Consider the following 20399-nt stretch of genomic DNA (forward strand, 5'->3'; position numbering starts at 1 on the left):
GGAGGACCGCCATGCGTCACGGCGTTTCGGGACGTAAGTTCAGCAAGACCAGCAGCCACCGCAAGGCCATGTTCTCGAACATGGCGAACGCGGTGATCAAGCACGAGCAGATCTCCACCACCCTGCCGAAGGCGAAGGACCTGCGTCCGATCGTCGACAAGCTGATCACGCTCGGCAAGAAGGGTGGCCTGGCCAACCGTCGTCTGGCCTTCGCCCAGCTGCGCGACAACGAGACGGTCACCAAGCTGTTCACCGTTCTGGCGGACCGCTACAAGGACCGTCAGGGTGGCTACAGCCGCGTCCTGAAGGCCGGCTTCCGCTATGGCGATGCCGCCGACATGGCCGTGTTCGAGCTGGTCGACCGCGACGTCTCCGCCAAGGGCCAGAACTCCGGCCCGACGCAGGATGTCGTCGATGCCGAAGGCGAGACCGCCGAGTAACATGACCGGGCATCGCGCCGGTTATCCTGACTGTGCGGCATCGGGTCTCAGGACCCCGTGTTGCGCAGGACGGAACCGCCGATATCGGTGATATATTAGACCCTTCCTTCGGGCCACCCCCCGGAGGAAGGGTTTTCTCTTATGTGGCCGGTCGAATGTTGCGTTCCCTTTACACGCGCCTCCAGCGCCTCTCCGCCCGCGACGATGCCGTTTGGTGGATGTCGGCGATCTCCTTCGCCGAAAGCTCCTTCTTCCCGTTGCCACCGGACGTGATGCTGGTGCCGATGTGCCTGGAGAAGCCCAAGAAGCTGTGGTTCTACACCAACATCTGCGCGCTGGCGTCGCTGCTGGGCGGGCTGCTGGGCTATGCGCTGGGCTTCTATCTGTTCGAGAGCGTCGGACGGATGATCATCGACTTCTACAATGCGCAGGAGTCGTTCCAGCATTTCCAGGAGATGTTCGCCGAGTTCGGCCCCTGGTTCCTGATCCTGAAGGGGGTGACGCCTATCCCCTACAAGCTGCTGACGATCACCGCCGGCTTCGCACATCTCGACCTGACGGTCTTCATCCTCTGCTCGATCGTCGCGCGCTTCTCCCGATTCTACATGATCGCCATCCTGCTGCACTTCTACGGGCCGCAGGTCCAGCAGATCATTGAAAAGCGCCTTATGCTGGTGGCCACCGTCCTTCTGGTCGTGGTGGTCGGCGGCCTGCTCAGCTTCAAGTTCGTCTAGAGTGTGGTCGCTTCAAGCGAAGCCGCTTGAAGCGTGATCACACGGGAAACCTCGGATCAGTCCGGCATGCCCTGGTCCTGGCGGTTGCGCCGGGATGGGGGCAGGGCGTCGCGGTCGGCACGGTCGCGGCGCACGATCATGACGATGGCGACCGCCACGAACAGCCCGCCCAGCATCGGGATGATCATCTCGCCCATGCCGATGTTGGGCAGCGCCAGCGCGCGCGATCCCAGCATGACGAGACCAAGGACGAGCAGCGCCAGCAGCAGCCGCAGGGAGCGGTGGCGTGGTGAGTTGCGTGTTGATCTGCCGTCCGATTCCGGTGTCATTTCAGTCATTCCCTTCTTGATGCGGTTGTCGGCATAGTGGGGACCGAACGGGGGATGGTCCAGAGGGGTGTGGCATTCCGCCATGTCCGCGGCCGTCCTCACAACAAGAAGAATAGGAGCCGTCGTGGCTATGTTCCGTCCGGTCCGTCTCATCGCCCCGCTGGTGGCCATCGCCTTGCTCGGCCTGTCGGCCTGCGCCGACCGTCCGTCCGACCGTCCGGCCGCCTCGGGCCCGGCGCCCACCGTCACCGTCGTGCCCGGCCCGTCGACCCCGCGCGGCGGTGCCGACGACCAGTCGCTGCGCCTGGACAACGGCACCGGTGCCGACGTCGGCGCCTCTTGCCAGGCCCAGTGCGAGCGCAGCCACAATGTGTGCATGGATTCGGTGGCCGCGCGCAACCAGGGCGGCATCGACCGGACCGATTCGACGCCCTTCAGCCCGACCGACAACTGCGGCTTCCAGCTGAAGCAGTGCTACCAGCGCTGCGGCGCGGCGCGCTGAGGCACCGGCCATGGCGAAACGCGGCGAGTCGGGCGGTGATGCCGGCCTGTTCGAGTCGGCGGCTCCCCGCCCGCTCGCCGACCGGCTGCGCCCGCGCACGTTGGACGAGGTGGTCGGCCAGGACCATCTGCTGAAACCCGACGGGCCGCTCGGCCGCATGGTCGCGGCGCGGCGGCTGGCCTCCATGATCCTGTGGGGGCCGCCCGGCTGCGGCAAGACCACCATCGCCCGCCTGCTGGCCCACAGCACCGACCTGCATTTCGAACCGCTGTCGGCGGTCTTCTCCGGCGTCGCCGACCTGCGCAAGATCTTCGACGCCGCCCGTGCCCGGCGGGTGGCAGGGCAGGGAACTCTGCTGTTCATCGACGAGATCCACCGCTTCAACCGCTCGCAGCAGGACGGCTTTCTGCCCTTCGTCGAGGACGGTACCGTCACGCTGGTCGGCGCCACCACCGAGAATCCATCCTTCGAACTGAACGCCGCCTTGCTGTCGCGGGCGCAGGTGTTCGTGCTGAACCGGCTGGACGATGCGGCGTTGGAAAAGCTGCTGTCGCGGGCGGAAGCGGAGATGGGCCGGCCCCTGCCGCTGGATGCCGATGCGCGCGCCGCGGTGAAGGCGATGGCCGACGGCGACGGCCGCTTCTGCCTGAACCTGTGCGAGGAACTGTTCGCGCTGCCCGGCGAGACGGTGCTGGACACCAACGCGCTCGCAGCCACCATCCAGCGCCGTGCCCCGCTGTACGACAAGGCGCAGGAGGGGCATTACAACCTCATCAGCGCCCTGCACAAATCGCTGCGCGGGTCGGACACCGATGCGGCGCTCTACTGGTACAGCCGCATGCTGGATGGTGGCGAGGATCCGCGCTACATCGCCCGCCGGCTGACCCGCTTCGCTGTGGAGGATGTCGGGCTGGCCGATCCGAACGCCCTGACCCAGGCCATCGCGGCGTGGGAGGCGTATGAGCGGCTGGGCAGCCCGGAAGGCGAACTGGCGCTGGCGCAGTTGGTTATCTATCTGGGGACGGCGCCGAAGTCGAACGCCGGCTATACCGCCTACAAGGCGTCGGTGCGCGCGGCGAAGGAGACGGGCTCCCTGATGCCGCCCAAGCATATCCTGAACGCGCCGACCAAGCTGATGAAGACCATCGGCTACGGCAAGGGCTACGAGTATGACCACGACACGGCGGAGGGTTTCTCCGGCCAGAACTACTTCCCCGAAGGCATGGCCCGGCGCGAGTTCTACCAGCCGGTGGAGCGGGGATTCGAGCGCGACCTGCGCAAGCGGCTTGATTATTGGGCCAAGCTGCGCGAGCGGCGGGGGGAGGAGTAGTCAGACCCCCCCCTAACCTCCCCCGCTGAGCGGGGGAGGGACTGCCGCCACTCTCTTGCATCAGCACTTGTTCCCTCCCCCGCCCAGCGGGGGAGGGTTAGGGTGGGGGCAATAACCTCACCAAAGCAGCATTTCTTACGCCGCCATCCCACCCGACGGCGCCGCAGCGATCAGGCGGTAGTGGCTGGTGTCGGCCAGGACCGAGCAGCTCAGGGTCTTGGACACGCCGTCGTCTTCGGTGCTGACGACGCGGGCGTGGGGGATGCCCAGCAGGTTGACCGTCGCCGTCACCCGCCAACCGCGGACGCCGGCGGTGCCGACCGGTTGGAAAACCTGCCCGATCTGGACATGCTTCTTGCTCATGACGGATAAACCCCTGGTCGGCCGCCCGTGCCCGGAAATGAGGACGGGCCGGCCTGTTGCGCGAAATTCAACCCGCAGTTAAGCGCAGCAACGAGTCGCGATCAACAGGGAAACCACCGCTCTTCCGCCTGATGCGATGACACGGGTATGATTGTCACGGATCGGCGCCCCGTCAGCAGCCCGACTTGGGCAGCGCCTCGATCTTCTCCAGCACGGCGTTGACGGTGAAATCGCCATAGTCGATCTGCATGGACTCGGCGATGCCGTTCTCCAGCAGGCGCAGGCTCATCTCATATTCCGGCTGCGCCGAATCGCTCTGCAGCGGGAAGAAGGCCATGCGGACCGGCCAGGATTTGCCCACCTTCAGCAGCGGATCCTTGCCGGCTTCCTTCGGCGCGCCCGGCTTGCCGGCGACGGTCGACACCTCGGTCGGCCCCTCCGCATCCGATCCGTCGAAGATGGTGCGGGTGAAGAAGGGCTCGTTCCGCTCGGCATGGTCGAGGATCGCCAGCGTGTGGGCGGTGGGGAACATGGTGCCGGCCGGCAGCTCCATCTCCTGCGGTTCGGGCTTGGTGAACTGGGCGGTGCCGGCGCCGTCGGCCTGCAGGTTGGCCTCGCCGCGCACCTCCTCGTCCAGCTCGCCGTTCACCAGCTTGCGGACGTTGAAGCGGTAGCGCAGGCCGTTCTTCGCCTCCCACGTCGTGTAGTTGGTGTTCATCGCCATGTCGTCGCCCTCGCTGTAGACGAAGCGCAGCTGGAAGCGCTGCTCCGTCGTCCAGCCGTCGCAGGCGTCGGCCCATTCGAACATCATGCGGCCGCGGACGTCGCTGACCTTCGAGCCGTTGCGTGCCGATCCCAGCGACATGGCGTAGATCGCCCGGTGCGGCTGGATCTTGGCCGCGACCGCTGCCATGGAGGTGGCGGCCGGCTGTGCCAGGACAGGAGTGGCCGCAAAGAGCGCACCGGCGGTGGCGGTGGCGGCGAGGACCGTGCCGACGGTCGCCGGCAGGGCAGAGAGACGGTCGAGCAAGACGGGATCCACAGGTGATTGACGGCTCTGGGTGAAGTATGGGTGTTTTTGCCGCGGTCCGAAAGAGCCGCCACCCTTGATTCCTAATCAATGGAAGGGAACAGCCGGAATGACAAGCCCTGCCGAGACCCCGCTGGACGGTGTCACCCGTCCGGTGGTGCTGCTGACCCGCCGCCTTCCCGATGCGGTGGAGGCGCGGGCGTCGCGCGATTACCGGGCCGTCCTCAACCCCGAAGACCGGGCGTTCAGCGGGACGGAGATCGCCGCCCGCGCCGCGGAAGCGGGGGCCGACGCGGTCCTGTGCTGTGCCGGCGATCGGCTCGACGCCGCCGCCATCGCCGCCCTGCCGGAGCGGGTGCGGGTGCTGGCCACCTTCTCCGTCGGGACCGACCACATCGATCTGGAGGCGGCGCGCGCCCGCGGCCTGACCGTCACCAACACGCCCGACGTGCTGACCGACGCCACCGCCGACATCGCCCTGCTTCTGCTGCTGGGAGCCGCGCGCCGCGCGTCGGAGGGGGAGCGGATGATCCGGGCGAATGCCTGGACCGGCTGGACCCCGACCCAATTGATGGGAACCCATGTCGGGGCCAAGCGGCTGGGCATCGTCGGCATGGGCCGCATCGGCCAGGCGGTGGCGGCCCGCGCCCGCGCCTTCGGCATGGCGATCCACTACAGCAACCGCCGCCGCCTGCCCCCGGAACTGGAATTGGGCGCCACCTATCATGCCGACCCGGAGGCGATGCTGGCGGTCTGCGATGTGCTGTCGCTCCATTTCCCCTCCACGGCGGAAACCCGGCATTGGCTGAACGCCGAGCGGATCGGGCGGCTGCCGCCGGGGGCCATCCTTGTCAACACCGCCCGCGGCAGCGTGGTGGACGACGACGCCGTGATCGACGCGCTGAAGAACGGACGGTTGGCGGCGGTCGGGCTCGACGTGTTCGAGAACGAACCGAACCTGCATTCCGGCTATCGCGACCTGCCCAACACCTTCCTGCTTCCGCATCTGGGCAGCGCCACGGTGGAGACGCGCAACGCCATGGGGTTCAGGGCTCTGGACAACATCGACGCCGTGATGGCCAGCCGCCCGGCGCCCGACCGGGTGGCATAACGCGCCGCCCGGCAGGGATTTCCTGCCACCAAAGAGCGGCGATGGGCAGAAGATGCCGGCCGGGTGGGAAAGACGTTCCATGGCCGGCCGGTGATCGGCAGGCACAATTCGCCGCCGATCGATAAAATGCTTGGCATCTGCGGGGTGCGTGGGATTGGCACGGCGGTTGCTTGTATGAGGTCGAAGTGTTCCGACCTTCATCAGAGGAGCCGACCCCATGAACGCCATCGTCGCCGCCCTGGACCTTAAGCATCATGCCTCCGACCGTTTCGACGTGCCGGTGGGCTGGTCGCCGGTCGCGCTGGCTTCGCGCGTCGGGCTTCTGCGGGGGACCGAGCGCCAGACGCTGGACGAGACGATCGCGCTGCTCGCCGAGGCCAAGGAGACGATCGTCGAGTTGCAGGAGCGCATCGCCTACCTCGAAAGCCTGACGATGACGGACGAGTTGACCGGCCTCTTGAACCGTCGCGGTTTCTACAGCCACTTCCGCCGCGAACTGGCGTCCGCCCGCCGGAACGGGTCCGCCGGCGGCCTGCTGGTCATGATCGACCTGGACGGGTTCAAGGCGATCAACGACACCCACGGCCATGTCGCCGGCGACGCCTATCTGCGGCAGGTCGCGCGCATGATCGTCGGCAATGTCCGCCAGGAGGATGTGGTCGCCCGGCTGGGCGGCGACGAATTCGCCGTGCTGCTGACCAACACCGACACCGCCAGCGGCCTCGTCCGCGCCCGCCAGCTGGCGGCCATCGCCGACGCCACCCATGTGGAATGGGGCGGGCGCAGCCTGCCGGTCCGCTTCTCCGTCGGCACCCAGCCCTATGGCGCCGAGGACAGCGAGGACGAGGTGATGCGGCGCGCCGACGCCATGATGTACGGCGCCAAGGGTGCCCGCCGCCGCGATGCCAAGCGCAAGTGCGACACCAAGCGGAAGACCAGGCAGGCCGCCTGAGACGCGGCACCCGCCCCATGATCGCCCGAACGAAGCCGCCCGCGCCCGCCGCGGGCGGCTTTTCCTGTCCGGACAGGGCGATGGACAGTGTCAGGGCTGCCGTCCATTGGTCGGGTAACGACTATTTAACCGTCGCGACCTATTCAGAAAGGGGGTATACCGGAGTGCGATGCCGCACGGGTAACCGCCGCCCGATGGTCGAATGGCGGGCGCAACCGGGTATCGGACGGCGTGAAGGCGGGGGCCAGACCCAGGGGAGGATGCATGTCAGCGGAGCCGGGCGGTCCAACCTTGGCCGGTGGTAAGCCGACGAAGACCGTCCTCATCGTCGAGGACAACGAGCTGAACATGAAGCTCTTTCATGACCTGCTCGAAGCGCACGGCTACGACACGCTGCAGACCCGCGACGGCATGGATGCGATGCGGTTGGCCCGTCAGCACCGTCCCGACCTGATCCTGATGGACATCCAGCTGCCCGAGGTGTCGGGGCTGGAGGTCACCCGCTGGATCAAGGACGATCCGGACCTGAAATCGATCCCCGTCGTGGCCGTCACTGCCTTCGCGATGAAGGGTGACGAGGAAAAAATCCGCCAGGGCGGCTGCGAGGATTACGTGGCAAAGCCCATCTCGGTCGTGAAGTTCCTCGAAACCGTCAAGAAGTTTCTCGGGTAAGTCGGTTTTATCTGTAGCAATTCTGCAGGAATTTGCATTCCGATGTCCGCGCGTGTCCTTGTCGTCGATGATGTTCTGCCCAATGTGAAGCTGCTCGCGGCGAAGTTGACGCGCGAGTACTTCAATGTGCTGACGGCGTACAACGGGCCGGACGCGCTGGAGATGGTGCGGCGGGAATCGCCGGACATCGTCCTGCTGGACGTGATGATGCCGGGCATGGACGGGTTCGAGGTGTGCGAGAAGATCCGCTCCGACCCCGCCAGCATGCACATCCCCGTCGTGATGGTGACGGCGCTGTCCGACATCGCCGACCGCGTGCGCGGTCTGGAGGCCGGGGCCGACGATTTCCTGACCAAGCCGGTGAACGACATCGCGCTGTTCGCGCGCGTGCGCTCGCTGGTCCGCCTGAAGATGATGATGGACGAATGGCGCCTGCGCGAAAGCACGTCCGGCCAGTTCGGCGTCATCGAACGCAGCGGCACCATGCTGAGCGAATCCTTCGAGCACGCCACCGTGCTGGTGCTGGAGGATTCCATGCTCGACCTGGAGAAGGTGACGGAGACCCTGCGGCGCGACCACAACACGGTGATGTCGGCCGACACCTGTGCCAAGGCGCTGGAACGCGCGCTGGGCGGCGAGCTGGACCTCGTGGTCGTCAGCCTGACCCTGCTGAACGAGGACGGGCTGCGGCTCTGTTCGCAGCTGCGCTCGCACGAGCGGACGCGGCAGGTGCCGATCCTGCTGATGGTCGACGAGGGCGATCTGGCGCAGGTGGCCAAGGGGCTGGAGCTCGGCGCCAACGACTATGTCGTCAAGCCGGTCGACCGGAACGAGCTGCTGGCCCGCGCCCGCACCCAGATCCGGCGCAAGCGCTACCAGGAACGGCTGCGCTCCAATTACGAGCAGAGCCTGTCGATGGCGCTGACCGACAGCCTGACCGGCGTCTTCAACCGCCGCTACGTCAACGCCCATCTGCCGCGGCTGCTGGAACGCGCCATCGACAGCCACAAGCCGGTGTCGGTGCTGATGTTCGACATCGACCACTTCAAGGTCGTCAACGACAGCTACGGCCACGCCATCGGCGACGAGGTTCTGCGCGAGGTGTCGGCGCGCGCCAGCCGCAACCTGCGCACCTTCGACCTCGTCGCCCGGCTGGGCGGCGAGGAGTTCGTCGTCATCCTGCCGGATACCGACGGAGAAGCCGCGCTGATCGTCGCCGAACGCCTGCGCTCGCGCATCGCCGACACCCCCTTCGCGGTGTCGGCCGACCGCGGCGAGATCAACGTGACCGTCTCCATCGGCATCTCCATCGGCGGCCGGCTGGGCGACACGGCCGAGGGACTGATCCGCCGCGCCGACGAGGCGCTGTACGAGGCGAAGCGGTCGGGCCGCAATTGCGTCATCGCCGACGCGCGCGCCGATCAGGTGGAGGGGTAGGGCGGGGCGGAATTTCCCGGCCCTTGCCGTTCGTGCTGCGCCGCACCATCTGGCAAAGCCGTTCCTTCAACCGCCATCCACGGGGTCCCGATGTTCGCCACCGCCAGCGGCGCCATCACCCATCTGGGCAGCAGCAGCCTTCTCGTCCCGCTTTCCGCCCTCTACGCCACCGCCCTCTGGCGGCACCATTCGGCACCGCTGGCGCTGCGCTGGCTGCTGGCGCTGTCGCTCTGCCTCGGTGTCATGGTGGTGCTGAAGCTGGTGGGGCATGGCTGCGGCCTGCCGGACTTTCCGCTGTTCCCCTCGCTGTTCGCCGGCGACCGTTTCGTCAGCCCCAGCGGTCATGCCGCCTTCGCCGCGGTCTTCTACGGGTCGGTGGCTGCACTGGCCGCGCGTGACGCCCGATCCGTCTGGCTCAGGATCGGCCTGCCGCTGGCGGCGGTGGCCCTGGTGCTGGCCATCGGCGCGTCCCGTGTCGCAGTGTCGGCCCATTCGGGGGCGGAGGTGGTGGCCGGGCTGCTGATCGGCGGCCTGTCGGTCCTGCTGTTCCTGTGGACCAGCCGCAAGGACGGCGCGCCGCGCCTGCGCGTCTCTCCCTGGCTGCTGGGAGCTCTCGCGCTGGGGCTCTCCCTGCTGGTCCATGCCGGCGACCCCTCTTTCGTCGAAGGAACCATCCGCCGCGTGGCATACCATTTCGGCAGCGGCGCCGGACTGTGCGAACTGGCCGGCCGGGTTTTCCCCGGCGCCCGCGGATAAGCCACCAATCGGGATGAAGCCGGCGGCGTCCTGTGGTATGACGGGCGGTCGCGCGTGACCCGGTGGCATGAGCCCCCGGAAGCCCGACACCTCCGCAAGCGTGAGCCAGGGGCTTGCGTCCCACGGCGCAAGGTCCTATACCGACGCCCCGTTTCCGTTCCGTTCCGGCCAGGTCACTTCCGCACCGCATGTCGCTATTCGATGCCCTGCCGCGTGGCCCTTCGGGTGGCGCCGCCGTCCCCTTCGCCCAGGAGGACCTGACGCGCGTCTTCGATGCCAAGACGTTGCAACGCGGCCGCACGCTGATGATGACCGGAGCGGTAACGCTGGGCTCCCCCGGCGGCGACCGGATCAAGGCGGAGGTCAGCGACCTCGGCCGCCGGCTGGGGGTGACGGTGTATCCGGTGCAGGGCAAGCGCGGCATCGTGCTCGACCGCAGCTGCACCTGCGGCCGCAACGCCTGCGCCCACATGGCGGCGGCGGCGATGCTGGCGCTGGAAAGCCGTCCGGAATGGCGCCGCGCCTCCCTGTTCGACGTCGCCGACGTGAAGGCGCCGATCGCGCCACCACCACCCCCGCCCCCGATCCCATCCCCGGTGACCGCGCCGGCAAGCCTGTCGCCGGCCCCGCAGCCGAAGCCGCCCGCGGCCCCATCGGCGCCCCCCGGGCCGAAGCCCCCGCTGTCGCTGGTCCGCGCGCCGGTCCCGCCGCCGATCCGCAACGTCGCGCCTCTTCCCCCTCCGCCGACGACCGCGCCGAAGCCGGAGCCGGTGCGCAGCCTGCGTTGGACCCTGGAGCCGGGGCAGGGCGATGTCGCCTGCTACATCCTGGCGGAGTTCGTGGCGGAGGGATCGGCCGACAGCAGCCCGGCCACTCCGCGCGACGTGCTGGCGAAGGCGCCGCGCTCGCTCGACGGCGACGCCGACCGTGCCATCGCCCGCCTGCTCGGCGGTGGCGGGACCGAGCGCACGCCCGTCGCCAAGAGCCGGGGGGAGGCGGTGGACCGCCTGCTGCGCCGCCTGCTCTCCACCGGGCGGCTGCGCTGGCGCGACGGCACCCCGCTGGCCGAGGCGCCGGGCCGCACCGTCCGCACCTTCCGCGATCCCGCGACCCGCAAGCTGCGCCCGACCGGCCTGCCCGAACGCAGCGTGCTGGTGAAGGGCCAGTCCTATTGGTGCGTCGACAGCGCCACCGGCACAGTCTTTCCGGTCGATCTCCAGGTGGTGGAGGTGCCGAAGGCCAAGCCGGTGCCGCCCGCGCCGGTCCCGCCGCCGGTTCCGTCCAAATCGACGCCGTCCCGGCTGTTCGGCCCGTCGCGCGGCAGTGTCGCGTCGATGCCGCGCATCACCGCGCCGCCGCCGATGCCGGGTTCCAACTTCCGCGACAACGCCATTCCCGGCGTGCGCAGCGGCGCCGCCGACGCCGCGGCCATCGTCGAGCGGTCGCCGCGCATCATCGCGCGGCTGGGCCGGGTGGTGACTCCGGCCGACGGGCTGGTCGACGTGCTGCGCCTGTCCTTCGACTATGGCGAAGCCGGCCGCCCGGTTGAGATCGAGCCCGACGACCAGCGCCAGTTCGCCCGCTACGAGGACGAGTTCGGCGACGTCACCTTCGTCCGCCGCGACAAGCCCGACGAGCAGGCGGCGCTGGACCGTCTGTCCGGCCTCGGCTTCGCCCAGGCGCGGATCGAGCCGCCGAAGGGCGCGCTCAACGCCCGCGGTGCGCGGGTCCACTGGCTGACCGGCCGCGATGTGGAGGAGCGCTGGCAGCATTTCCTCGCCACCGAAGTTCCGGCCCTGACCAAGGCCGGCTGGGTCATGGAGGTCGGCGCCGATTTCGGCACCAAGGTGATCGAGCCGGGTGCCGAGGTGGAGGTCGCGGTGCGCGACGCCGGCGACGGCTGGTTCGACCTGGATGTCGGCGTCGAGATCGACGGCGAGCGCCAGCCGCTGCTGCCCATCCTCGCCCGGCTGGTGGAGAAGGGCGGCCTGTCGACCACCCGCATCATCGACGGCCGCGCCCATATCGTGCTGGATGACGGCAACGTCCTGGCCCTGCCGGCCGAGCGGATCGAGCGGCTGCTCAGCGTTCTCGAAGCGATGCTGGACAGCGGGCGCAGCAGCGGCGACCGGCTGAAGGTGCCGCTGGCCGAGGCCGATTCCCTGCTGGACATCGACGACCTGATCGCCCGGCGTGGTGACGAAACGGCGCAGATCGACGGCTATCTCCAGCGCCTGCGCGCCGACGAGATGCCCGGCGACATGGCACCGCCGCCGGGCTTCCGGGGCGAACTGCGCGACTACCAGCGCGGCGGCCTCGCCTGGATGCAGAGCCTGCGCGCCAACAACGTCGCCGGCATCCTGGCGGACGACATGGGGCTGGGCAAGACCGCTCAGACGCTGGCCCATATCGCCATGGAAGAACACGAGGGCCGGCTGACCGAGCCCTGCATGGTGGTGGTGCCGACCAGCCTCGTGCCGAACTGGGTGGCGGAATCGGAACGCTTCACGCCGCATCTGCGGGTGGTGGTGCTGCATGGCGTCGACCGTCACGGCAAGCTGGCCGAGCTCGATCGTGCCCACATCGTCGTGACCACCTATGGCGTGGTGGCGCGCGACGTCGACCTGCTGAAGCGGCTGACCTGGCACATGATCGTGCTGGACGAGGCGCAGGCGATCAAGAACCCCGACGGCAAGGCGACCCGCGCCGTGGCGGCGCTGCCGGCGCGGCACCGGCTCTGCCTGTCCGGCACGCCGGTGGAGAACAATCTGGGCGAGCTGTGGAGCCAGTTCGCCTTCCTGATGCCGGGGCTGCTGGGCGACCGCAAGGAGTTCGGCAAGCGTTACCGCGTGCCCATCGAAAAGCGCGGCGACAACACCCGCGCCAACCTGCTGATGCGCCGCATCCGCCCCTTCCTGCTCCGCCGCACCAAGGAGGCGGTGGCGAAGGAGCTGCCGCCGAAGACCGAGGTGGTGGTGCGCATCGACCTCGACCGCGACCAGCGCGACCTGTACGAGACCATCCGCCTGTCGGTGAACGAGACGGTGCGCGCGGCGCTGGCCGCCAGCGGCAAGGGGCTGGGCCAGAACGCCATCGCGGTGATCGACGCGCTGCTGAAGCTGCGTCAGGTCTGCTGCGACCCGCGCCTGTTGAAATCGCTGGGCGGGGTCGGCGGTGGCGCAGGTGGCGGCAAGGGGCGCCACAGCGCCAAGCTGGCCGCCCTGACCGAGATGGTGAAGGAGATGGTGCCGGAAGGCCGGCGCATCCTGATCTTCTCGCAGTTCACGACCATGCTCGACCTGATCAAGCTGGAGCTGGAGAAGGCGGCGGTTCCCTATGTCGAGCTGACCGGCCGCACGCTGGACCGCGCCGAACCGGTGAACCGCTTCCAGAACCGCGAGGTCCCGGTCTTCCTGATCAGCCTGAAGGCCGGCGGCCGCGGCCTGAACCTGACCGCCGCCGACACGGTGATCCATTACGATCCCTGGTGGAACCCGGCCGCAGAGGATCAGGCGACCGACCGCGCCTATCGCATCGGCCAGGACAAGCCGGTCTTCGTCTACAAGCTGATCGCCGCCAACACGGTGGAGGAACGCATCCTCGACCTCCAGCGCCGCAAGGGCAGCCTGTCCGCCGCCACCATCGAGGGCAAGGGGCTGGTCAGCGCGCTGGACGGCGGCGACATCGACTATCTGCTGGGCGACGGCGAGGAGGAGTAGGCGTCAGCGCGGCCGCTTGGCGGCCAGCATGCTGGCGACCGCCGCCCCGGTCCTGCCGGCGCGCTCGCCGATGGCGTTCAGCGTCTCGCCCGGCGCGGCGTCGATGTTGGCGGCCTTCAACACCTCCACCGCCTTGTCGGGGGGCAGGCCCAGCGCCGGCGCCGCCGCTTCGAGCGTAGCGCCCGACAGCGCGCCGAACACCGCGCCTGGATTGACGCTGCCGCCACCGGTGGTGCCGGTCATGCCGGTGAAGACCACCGAGACGACGATGCTGGCGACGAAGGCCGCCTGCGCCGCATGGCGCTTCAGATAGCCGACGAAGGCGCGCCAGTTCTTCACCAGATGCCAGAGCGCGATGGCGGAGAACGCCACGCTCAGCCATTCGTGGGAGAAGCGCACCAGCCCGGTGTTCCAGTGCAGCAGCAGCATGATGCCGGTCACGGTGGACACGACGAAGGTGACGATGGTGACGGGGGTGACCACGTCGCGGGTCATGGTCTTGGAAATGGTCATGGCAGGCGCCCTTGATCCGGTGTCGTTTCTTGTTGGCGGCCATGATCGCGCACGACTGTAACTGGACAATATCCGGTGGGGTGCGGCTGTGTAACAGTGTGTAACGCGCCGGCCGCCATGCTATCGGCAGGTTTCGCCCGTCATTGTCCGCGATGTGTTTGGGGAGTGTCATGGCCTCGGTTCAGGAAGCCTTGCGGGTCGCCGTCGACCACCACGGGGCCGGGCGGCTGCGGGAGGCTGAAATCCTCTATGGCCGCATCCTCGACGCCGCTCCCGGAACGCATGCCGCATCCCATCTGCTGGGCATGCTGCTGGCGCAGACCGGCCGCCTGCAGGACGCGGCGCCGCGTATCGCCGCGGCGGTTCGCGCCCAGCCGGACATCGCCGATTACCACCGCGATCTCGGCAAGGTCCATCAGGCGCTCGGGCTGCCGGCGGAGGCCATGGCCGGCCAGCGCCGCGCCGCCGCACTGCGGCCCGACGACGCGGCGGCCCTGGCTCTCCTCGGCGTGGCGGCGCAGATGACGGGCGACACCGGCGCCGCCATCGACGCGCTGGGCCGGGCCTTGACGCTCGACCCGCGCGACGGCGAGACCCGGCAACGGCTGGGCCTGTTGCTGGAGTTGCGCGGCCTCCACCATCTGGAGCGGCGGCGGGCGGAGCTGGCCGTCGCCGATCTGTCGCGCCTGACCGCCTTGGAGCCGCCGACGGCGGAGCGGCTGTTCCAGCTCGGCAACGCCTTGTCACGCGCCGGGCGGCCCGGCGATGCGCTGGCCCGTTACCGGCAGTCGCTGGCGCTGCAACCCGGCCATGTCGGGGCGGTCTTCAACCTTGGCGTCGTCACCCGGCAGGCGGCCGGCCTGGATCTGGAGGCCCTGGAGCAGGCGGCGGCGATTCTGGCCCGGGCGGTGGCGCTGGCACCCGATTTCCTCGACGCCCGCGAGAACCTCGCCATCACTCTCTTCCAGTCCTACCGGGAGGAGGAGGCGCTGGTGCAGGGCAGCCTGCTCCTGGCGATGAAAGCCCGGGTCGCGGTGCAGGAGGGCGCGGCGCTGGCTTTGCCGCCGCTTCGGGGCCACCCGTCCGCTCCGGAGGGGCGCATCCGCGACGTGGTCGCCTTCAGCCTATGGGGGACGGCCGACATCTACCGCCGTGGTGCGGTGGCGAATGCCCGGCTGGTGCGGTCGGTCTATCCCGGCTGGATCTGCCGGATTTACCACGACGACAGCGTGCCGCCGGAGATTCTGGCAGAGCTGGACGAACTGGGCGCGGAACGGGTGGCAATGCCGCCCGGCAGCGGCCCGGTCAGCGGCCTCTACTGGCGCTTCCTGGCCTCCGACGATCCGACCGTCCGCCGTTTCGTCTGCCGCGATTGCGATTCGCGCGTCGGTCCGCGCGAACGGGCGGCGGTTGAGGCGTGGATCGCCTCCGGCAAGCCCTTCCACGTCATGCGCGATCATCCGCTGCACAGCGAACTGATGCTGGCGGGCATGTGGGGCGGGACCGCCGGCCTTTTGCCGCCGCTGGAACCGCTGATCGAACGCTTCGCTGCGGTGGAGGCCGACCGCTGGCAGGACCAGCGCTTCCTCCGCTCCCACCTGTGGCCGCTGATCGCCGATGCCTGTCTTGTCCATGACAGCCACCAGCCGTCCCATGGGGGTTCGTTCCCCGAGCATCCCGGCGACCCGGCGGAGCATGCCGTCGGCCGGCGCGTGGCGTAGGCCGCAATACGGTCCCGGCAATCCTATCCAAGACGGCCGCCGCGCCCGCCTGTTAGACTGCGGCATGGACCAGCACTCCGCATTGATCCGAACCCCGGCCGTCGGCGGCGACTTCGCCCGTCTGTGGCGGGAGGCGCGCTTCGACGGCATGGAATGCCTGAACGCCCGCTTCCAGCGTCACAGCTACGCGCCGCACACCCACGAGACCTATGTGGTCGGCGTCATCACCGCCGGGACCGAGCTGTACCGCTGCCGCGGTGCCGAACGGGTGGCGCGGGCGGGGCAGGTGGTGGTGCTCGACCCGGAGGTTCTGCACGATGGCCGGCCGGCGGAGGACGGCTATGCCTACCGCATGTTCTACCCGTCGGTCGCCCTGTTCGGGCAGGCGATGGCCGACGCGATCGGCCGGCCGGTCGCGCCGCATTTCGCCGCCACCGAACTGGATGACCCGGAGTTGTTTCAGGCCTTGCGCAGCCTGCATCATGGGCTGGAGGGGCCGCATCGCGACCCCTTGCGAACCGACACCGACGCGCTGCGCGCCTTCACCGCGCTGGCCCTGCGTCACGGCGACCTGAGCGCCCGCCCGCGGGAGGTGGGGCGGGAGCCGGCGGCGGTCCGGCGTGCGCGGGAATTTTTGGATGCCCATCTCGACAGCCCGGTCGAACTGGCCGATCTGGCGGCTGCGGCCGGGCTCAGCCGGTTCCACCTGCTGCGCGTCTTCCGGGCGGCGGTGGGGACGACCCCGCACGGCTATCTGACCGACCGCCGGGTCGCGCAAGCCAAGCGGATGCTCATCGGGCCGCTGCCGCTCGCCGATGTGGCGCTGGCCTGCGGCTTTTGCGATCAGGCACATTTCAACCGGGTGTTCAAGGGGCGGGTCGGCGTCTCTCCCGGTCAATACCGGCGCGGCAGCAATCCCGTCCAAGACGCGCGCGCCTCGGCCGCCTAGCTTGCCGCCCATGAGCAAGCATATGGCATACGTATGAGCACGGACAGCATCACCATCCCGGCATCCCCGCGGCAGGAGTTCGCGGCGGGTGTCATCCATTGCCTGCCCATCGTGGCGGGGGCGGTGCCCTTCGGGTTCCTGCTGGGCAGCCTCGCCGCCAAGGCCGGGCTGTCGGCGCTGGACATGGGGCTGATGAGCGCGCTGGTCTTCGCCGGCAGTTCCCAGTTCGTCGCGGTCGAACTGCTGGACAGAAATGGGAGCGGGGGCAGCGCCGGGCTGGCGGTGGTCGGCGCGATCCTGCTGGTCAATCTGCGCCACCTGCTGATGGGGGCGACGCTGGAACCGCGTTTCCGCGGCGTCCCCCGTGCACGGGCCGGTCTGGCGTTGTTCTTCATGACCGACGAGCAATGGGCGCTGGCCCTGCGCCGCGGGCCGGAACTGACGCTGGCCTATTGGTACGGGGTGGCGGCGACGCTGTATCTGGCGTGGCTCGGCAGTACGGTGGCCGGGACGCTGGCCGGTGCCCTGATCGCCGACCCGACCGCCTGGGGATTGGACTTCACCTTCATCGCCGTCTTCCTCTGCCTGCTCGCCGGTTTCTGGCGCGGCGTCGGCTCGCTGCCTCCCTGGCTGGCGAGCGGCGCCGCCGCGCTGGCCGTCCATGCCCTTTCGCCCGGCGGCACCTGGCACATCATCGCCGGCGCGTTGGCCGGCGGCGCCGTCGCTGCCGTTCAAGCCAAGTGGCAGGGGAGGGCGAGCGATGCTTGAGTCGCTGCATCTGGACTGGAGCATCCTCGCCATCGTGCTGGGCGGGGCGCTGGTCACCTGGATGACCCGGATCGGCGGGCCGTGGCTGGTCGCGCGGGTGCGGCTCGGCCCGGCGGCCAATGCGGCGCTGGAGGCCACGCCGGGCGCGGTGCTGGTGGCGCTGGTGACGCCCGCCGCCCTGTCGCGCCCGTCCGACGCGCTGGCCGCCGCCTTCGTCTGCCTGATCGCGCGGCGCGTGCCGATGGTGGTGGCGGTGGCGGCCGGCGTGGTCGCCGTCGTGCTGCTGCGCCGCCTGCTGTAGCAACTGTTGCAAACTGCCGTCTGGTGAAGCGCGCGGGGGATGCCTATAAGTCGGGGATGACCGACCCGATCCATGCCGCTTCCGCGCCCGCATCCAATCCGGCTGCATTCGACCCGCACGCCCTGCCGCCGCTGCGCGACGTGATCGCGCGCTTCGGGCTGGAGGCACGCAAGTCGCTGGGGCAGAACTTCCTGCTCGACCTGAACCTGACGGGGCGGATCGCGCGCTCGGCCAATTTGCCGGCCGGCACCACCGCCATCGAGGTCGGTCCCGGTCCCGGCGGCCTGACCCGCGCGCTGCTGGCGACCAACGCGGTGAAGGTCATCGCCATCGAACGCGACCGCCGCTTCATCGAGGCGCTGCAGGATGTGATCGAGGCGTCCCAAGGCCGGCTGTCCATCGTCGAGGCCGACGCCCTGACGGTGGACCCGGAAGACCTCGCCCCCGCGCCGCGCGCCATCGTCGCCAATCTTCCCTACAATGTCGCGACGCCGCTTCTGTTGGGCTGGCTGGCGCGGATCGAGGCCTATGTCAGCCTGACCCTGATGTTCCAGAAGGAGGTCGCCGACCGGCTGGTGGCGAAGCCCGGCAGCAAGGCCTATGGCCGTCTGTCGGTGATCACGCAATGGCGTTCCGACGCCCGCGTGCTGTTCAACCTGCCGCCGCGCGCCTTCACCCCGCCGCCGAAGGTCGAATCGACGGTCGTCCATCTGACCCCGCGCGCCAACCCGGAGGCGGCCGACTGGCGCGCGCTGGAACAGGTCACCGCCGCCGCCTTCGGCCAGCGCCGCAAGATGCTGCGCCAGAGCCTGAAGTCGCTGGGCAACGCCGAAGCCCTGCTGGAGGAGACCGGTCTCGCCCCGACCGCAAGGGCGGAGGAGATCGACGTCGCCGGCTTTGCCGCACTCGCCCGCGCCTTCCGCGCCCGCCACCCGCTGGAGCCACCGTCGGAGAGGACTGAATGATCAGGGTCACGCCCCGCATCAGCCTGGACGAAAACGAGTTGCAGGAGGAGTTCGTCCGCGCCTCCGGCCCCGGCGGCCAACACGTCAACAAGACGGAAACGGCGGTCCAACTGCGCTTCGACGTGCGGCGCTCGCCCAATCTGCCCGATCCGGTCCGCTACCGGCTGGAGCGGCTCGCCGGTTCCCGGCTGACCCAGGACGGCGTGTTGATCCTGGTCGCCGACCGCCACCGCTCGCAAATCCGCAACCGGGAAGATGCCCGCGAGCGCCTGATCGACCTGATCCGCGACGCCGCGGCCCCGCCACCGCCGCCCCGCCGCCCGACCAAACCGACCAAGGGCTCCAAGGAGCGGCGTCTGGAAGGGAAGGCCAAGCGGTCGGAGGTGAAGAAGATGCGCGGGAACGTTAACGACTGATCCCGGGTCTTCCGGGCATGCCCGCCATGAGGCAGGCGCATTGGACGGTTCAACCATCCCGTGCCAGCCTTTGCCCATAGCTTGCCCGTGAAACATTCCCCCGTGAGGACAAATCCGGGGCCGGAGACGTTCGATGAGTCATCCATCCGCCAGCGCCGCCCTGCCGTCGCCGACCTCGGCCCGTCTGTCGGTCGGTTTCGCCTGGGTCGGGCATACGCTGATGCACATTGTGTCGGCGCTGTTCCTTACCATCGTGCTGGCGCTGGAAACCGAATGGAAGCTCTCCTATGACGAACTGATCCGGCTGTGGACGCTGGGGGCCTTCATGATCGGGCTGGGGGCGCCGCTGGCCGGCTGGCTGGGCGACCGCTGGAGTTCGGCCGGCATGATGGCGGTCTTCTACCTGATGACCGGCGGCGGGGCGGTGATGGCGGGCCTGTCGGACGGGCCGGAGATGCTGATGTGGTCGCTGGCCCTGCTGGGGCTGGGGGCGTCGATCTACCACCCCGTCGGCATGGCGTGGATGATGGCGAATGCCGAGAATCGCGGGAAGGCGATGGGCTGGCTCGGCCTGTTCGGCACCTTCGGCGTCGCCACCGCCGCCATCGTCGCCGGCAGCCTGACGGACTGGCTGAACTGGCGCATGGCCTTCATCATCCCCGGCGCCATCTGCCTCGTGATGGGTGCCGCCCTGGCCCTGCTGATCATGAGCGGCATCGTCCAGGACCGTCACGCCGACGTGAAGCCGCAGCCCAAGCCGTCGCGCGGCGACGTGGTGCGCGCCTTCTTCGTGCTGTCGCTGACCATGGTCTGCGCCGGGCTGATCTTCAACGCCATGCAGGTCGTGCTGCCCAAGCTGTTCGAGGCGCGACTGGGCGGCTGGCTCGGCAGCGGAACGCTGGGGGTCGGCGGGCTGGTGACGGCGGTCTACCTGATCGCGGCCCTGCCGCAGATGATCGGCGGCGTGCTGGCCGACCGCCATTCACTGAAGCGGGTCTACATGCTCTGCCTGCTGGTCCAGATCCCGATGATGGCCGCCGTCGCCGTCCTGGCCGACCTGCCGCTGGTCGCCGCCGCCGCCTTCGTGGTCATCGCCTCGCAGACGCAGATCCCGGCGGAGAACATGCTGCTGGCCCGCTACACCCCGGACAAGCACCGTGGGCTGGCCTTCGGCGCCAAATACATCCTGTCCTTCGGCGCCGGCCCGCTGGCGGTGCAACTAGTGGCCTGGGTCTACGAGCGCACGGGCGAGTTCACCATGCTTTACCTGACCCTGTCGGCGCTGGCCGCGCTCGCCTTCGCCGCCGCCCTGCTGCTGCCCGACGACCGCCGCAAGGCCGAACCGGTGGCGGAGCCGCTGCCGGCGGCGGAGTAACCCGCCGCCGAACCGG

At 69.2% G+C, this 20399-nt stretch carries 21 protein-coding genes; 17 read left to right on the plus strand and 4 right to left on the minus strand.

Annotation, left to right across the window (positions count from 1 at the left end; all coding sequences use genetic code 11):
• Positions 1 to 11: 11 nt before the first annotated feature.
• Complete coding sequence (rplQ, locus tag J2Y49_RS05125; RefSeq protein ID WP_310112937.1) at positions 12 to 440, plus strand: 50S ribosomal protein L17; 429 nt, start codon at positions 12 to 14, stop codon at positions 438 to 440.
• A 155-nt stretch (positions 441 to 595) separates the two neighbouring features.
• A complete protein-coding gene (locus J2Y49_RS05130) occupies positions 596 to 1174 on the plus strand; it encodes a YqaA family protein (RefSeq protein ID WP_149221946.1) in 579 nt (192 codons plus the stop codon).
• Between the two features lie 56 nt (positions 1175 to 1230).
• On the opposite strand, the gene J2Y49_RS05135 is transcribed toward J2Y49_RS05130, so the two are convergent.
• Positions 1231 to 1503, minus strand: a complete 273-nt coding sequence (locus tag J2Y49_RS05135) for a hypothetical protein (protein ID WP_310112939.1) — start codon at positions 1501 to 1503, stop codon at positions 1231 to 1233.
• Positions 1504 to 1627: 124 nt separating this feature from the next.
• Between J2Y49_RS05135 and J2Y49_RS05140 the strand changes: the two genes are divergently transcribed.
• The gene (locus tag J2Y49_RS05140; RefSeq protein ID WP_310112941.1) at positions 1628 to 2005 is read left to right on the plus strand and encodes a hypothetical protein; all 378 of its coding nucleotides are present in this window, start codon (positions 1628 to 1630) and stop codon (positions 2003 to 2005) included.
• Between the two features lie 10 nt (positions 2006 to 2015).
• A complete protein-coding gene (locus tag J2Y49_RS05145; RefSeq protein WP_310112943.1) occupies positions 2016 to 3335 on the plus strand; it encodes a replication-associated recombination protein A in 1320 nt (439 codons plus the stop codon).
• A gap of 135 nt (positions 3336 to 3470) precedes the next feature.
• Here the strand turns inward: J2Y49_RS05145 and J2Y49_RS05150 are convergent, their stop codons facing one another.
• Both J2Y49_RS05150 and J2Y49_RS05155 read right to left on the minus strand, forming a co-directional pair.
• Positions 3471 to 3698 (minus strand): hypothetical protein, encoded by a 228-nt coding sequence (locus J2Y49_RS05150; RefSeq protein WP_310112945.1) that lies wholly within the window; start codon positions 3696 to 3698, stop codon positions 3471 to 3473.
• A 172-nt stretch (positions 3699 to 3870) separates the two neighbouring features.
• A complete protein-coding gene (locus tag J2Y49_RS05155) occupies positions 3871 to 4728 on the minus strand; it encodes a cell envelope integrity EipB family protein (RefSeq protein ID WP_310112947.1) in 858 nt (285 codons plus the stop codon).
• A 109-nt stretch (positions 4729 to 4837) separates the two neighbouring features.
• Here J2Y49_RS05155 and J2Y49_RS05160 point away from each other — a divergent pair, with 109 nt between their 5' ends.
• From J2Y49_RS05160 to J2Y49_RS05185, 6 genes are all read left to right on the plus strand, one after another.
• The gene (locus J2Y49_RS05160) at positions 4838 to 5839 is read left to right on the plus strand and encodes a D-glycerate dehydrogenase (RefSeq protein ID WP_310112948.1); all 1002 of its coding nucleotides are present in this window, start codon (positions 4838 to 4840) and stop codon (positions 5837 to 5839) included.
• A 217-nt stretch (positions 5840 to 6056) separates the two neighbouring features.
• Positions 6057 to 6791, plus strand: coding sequence for a GGDEF domain-containing protein (locus tag J2Y49_RS05165; protein WP_310112950.1), 735 nt, complete (start codon positions 6057 to 6059; stop codon positions 6789 to 6791).
• A 264-nt stretch (positions 6792 to 7055) separates the two neighbouring features.
• Positions 7056 to 7463, plus strand: coding sequence for a response regulator (locus J2Y49_RS05170; protein WP_310112952.1), 408 nt, complete (start codon positions 7056 to 7058; stop codon positions 7461 to 7463).
• Between the two features lie 42 nt (positions 7464 to 7505).
• Complete coding sequence (locus J2Y49_RS05175) at positions 7506 to 8900, plus strand: PleD family two-component system response regulator (RefSeq protein WP_310112954.1); 1395 nt, start codon at positions 7506 to 7508, stop codon at positions 8898 to 8900.
• Positions 8901 to 8990: 90 nt separating this feature from the next.
• Positions 8991 to 9656, plus strand: coding sequence for a phosphatase PAP2 family protein (locus J2Y49_RS05180; protein WP_310112955.1), 666 nt, complete (start codon positions 8991 to 8993; stop codon positions 9654 to 9656).
• 188 nt (positions 9657 to 9844) lie between these two features.
• Positions 9845 to 13375 (plus strand): DEAD/DEAH box helicase, encoded by a 3531-nt coding sequence (locus tag J2Y49_RS05185; protein WP_310112956.1) that lies wholly within the window; start codon positions 9845 to 9847, stop codon positions 13373 to 13375.
• A gap of 3 nt (positions 13376 to 13378) precedes the next feature.
• On the opposite strand, the gene J2Y49_RS05190 is transcribed toward J2Y49_RS05185, so the two are convergent.
• Positions 13379 to 13888 carry a DUF4405 domain-containing protein gene (locus J2Y49_RS05190; RefSeq protein ID WP_310112957.1) on the minus strand — a complete coding sequence of 170 codons (510 nt, stop codon included), beginning with the start codon at positions 13886 to 13888 and terminating at the stop codon, positions 13379 to 13381.
• Between the two features lie 170 nt (positions 13889 to 14058).
• On the opposite strand from J2Y49_RS05190, the gene J2Y49_RS05195 reads away from it, so the two are divergent.
• The 7 genes from J2Y49_RS05195 to J2Y49_RS05225 all read left to right on the plus strand — a co-directional run bounded on the left by J2Y49_RS05195 (position 14059) and on the right by J2Y49_RS05225 (position 20383).
• Complete coding sequence (locus tag J2Y49_RS05195; protein WP_310112959.1) at positions 14059 to 15609, plus strand: tetratricopeptide repeat protein; 1551 nt, start codon at positions 14059 to 14061, stop codon at positions 15607 to 15609.
• 64 nt (positions 15610 to 15673) lie between these two features.
• On the plus strand, positions 15674 to 16558 hold the full coding sequence (locus J2Y49_RS05200; protein ID WP_310112961.1) for an AraC family transcriptional regulator: 885 nt from the start codon (positions 15674 to 15676) through the stop codon (positions 16556 to 16558).
• Between the two features lie 33 nt (positions 16559 to 16591).
• Positions 16592 to 17326, plus strand: coding sequence for an AzlC family ABC transporter permease (locus tag J2Y49_RS05205; protein ID WP_310112962.1), 735 nt, complete (start codon positions 16592 to 16594; stop codon positions 17324 to 17326).
• Positions 17319 to 17627 (plus strand): AzlD domain-containing protein, encoded by a 309-nt coding sequence (locus J2Y49_RS05210; RefSeq protein ID WP_310112963.1) that lies wholly within the window; start codon positions 17319 to 17321, stop codon positions 17625 to 17627. Before J2Y49_RS05205 ends, J2Y49_RS05210 begins: the two co-directional genes overlap by 8 nt.
• A gap of 56 nt (positions 17628 to 17683) precedes the next feature.
• The gene (gene rsmA, locus J2Y49_RS05215; RefSeq protein WP_310112964.1) at positions 17684 to 18592 is read left to right on the plus strand and encodes a 16S rRNA (adenine(1518)-N(6)/adenine(1519)-N(6))-dimethyltransferase RsmA; all 909 of its coding nucleotides are present in this window, start codon (positions 17684 to 17686) and stop codon (positions 18590 to 18592) included.
• On the plus strand, positions 18589 to 19008 hold the full coding sequence (gene arfB / locus J2Y49_RS05220) for an alternative ribosome rescue aminoacyl-tRNA hydrolase ArfB (RefSeq protein WP_310112965.1): 420 nt from the start codon (positions 18589 to 18591) through the stop codon (positions 19006 to 19008). Before rsmA ends, arfB begins: the two co-directional genes overlap by 4 nt.
• Before the next feature lie 133 nt (positions 19009 to 19141).
• Positions 19142 to 20383, plus strand: coding sequence for an MFS transporter (locus tag J2Y49_RS05225; protein ID WP_310112967.1), 1242 nt, complete (start codon positions 19142 to 19144; stop codon positions 20381 to 20383).
• The last annotated feature ends 16 nt before the right edge of the window (positions 20384 to 20399 follow it).

Source organism: Azospirillum sp. BE72, from assembly GCF_031455875.1.
In the GTDB taxonomy this organism is placed as follows: domain Bacteria; phylum Pseudomonadota; class Alphaproteobacteria; order Azospirillales; family Azospirillaceae; genus Azospirillum.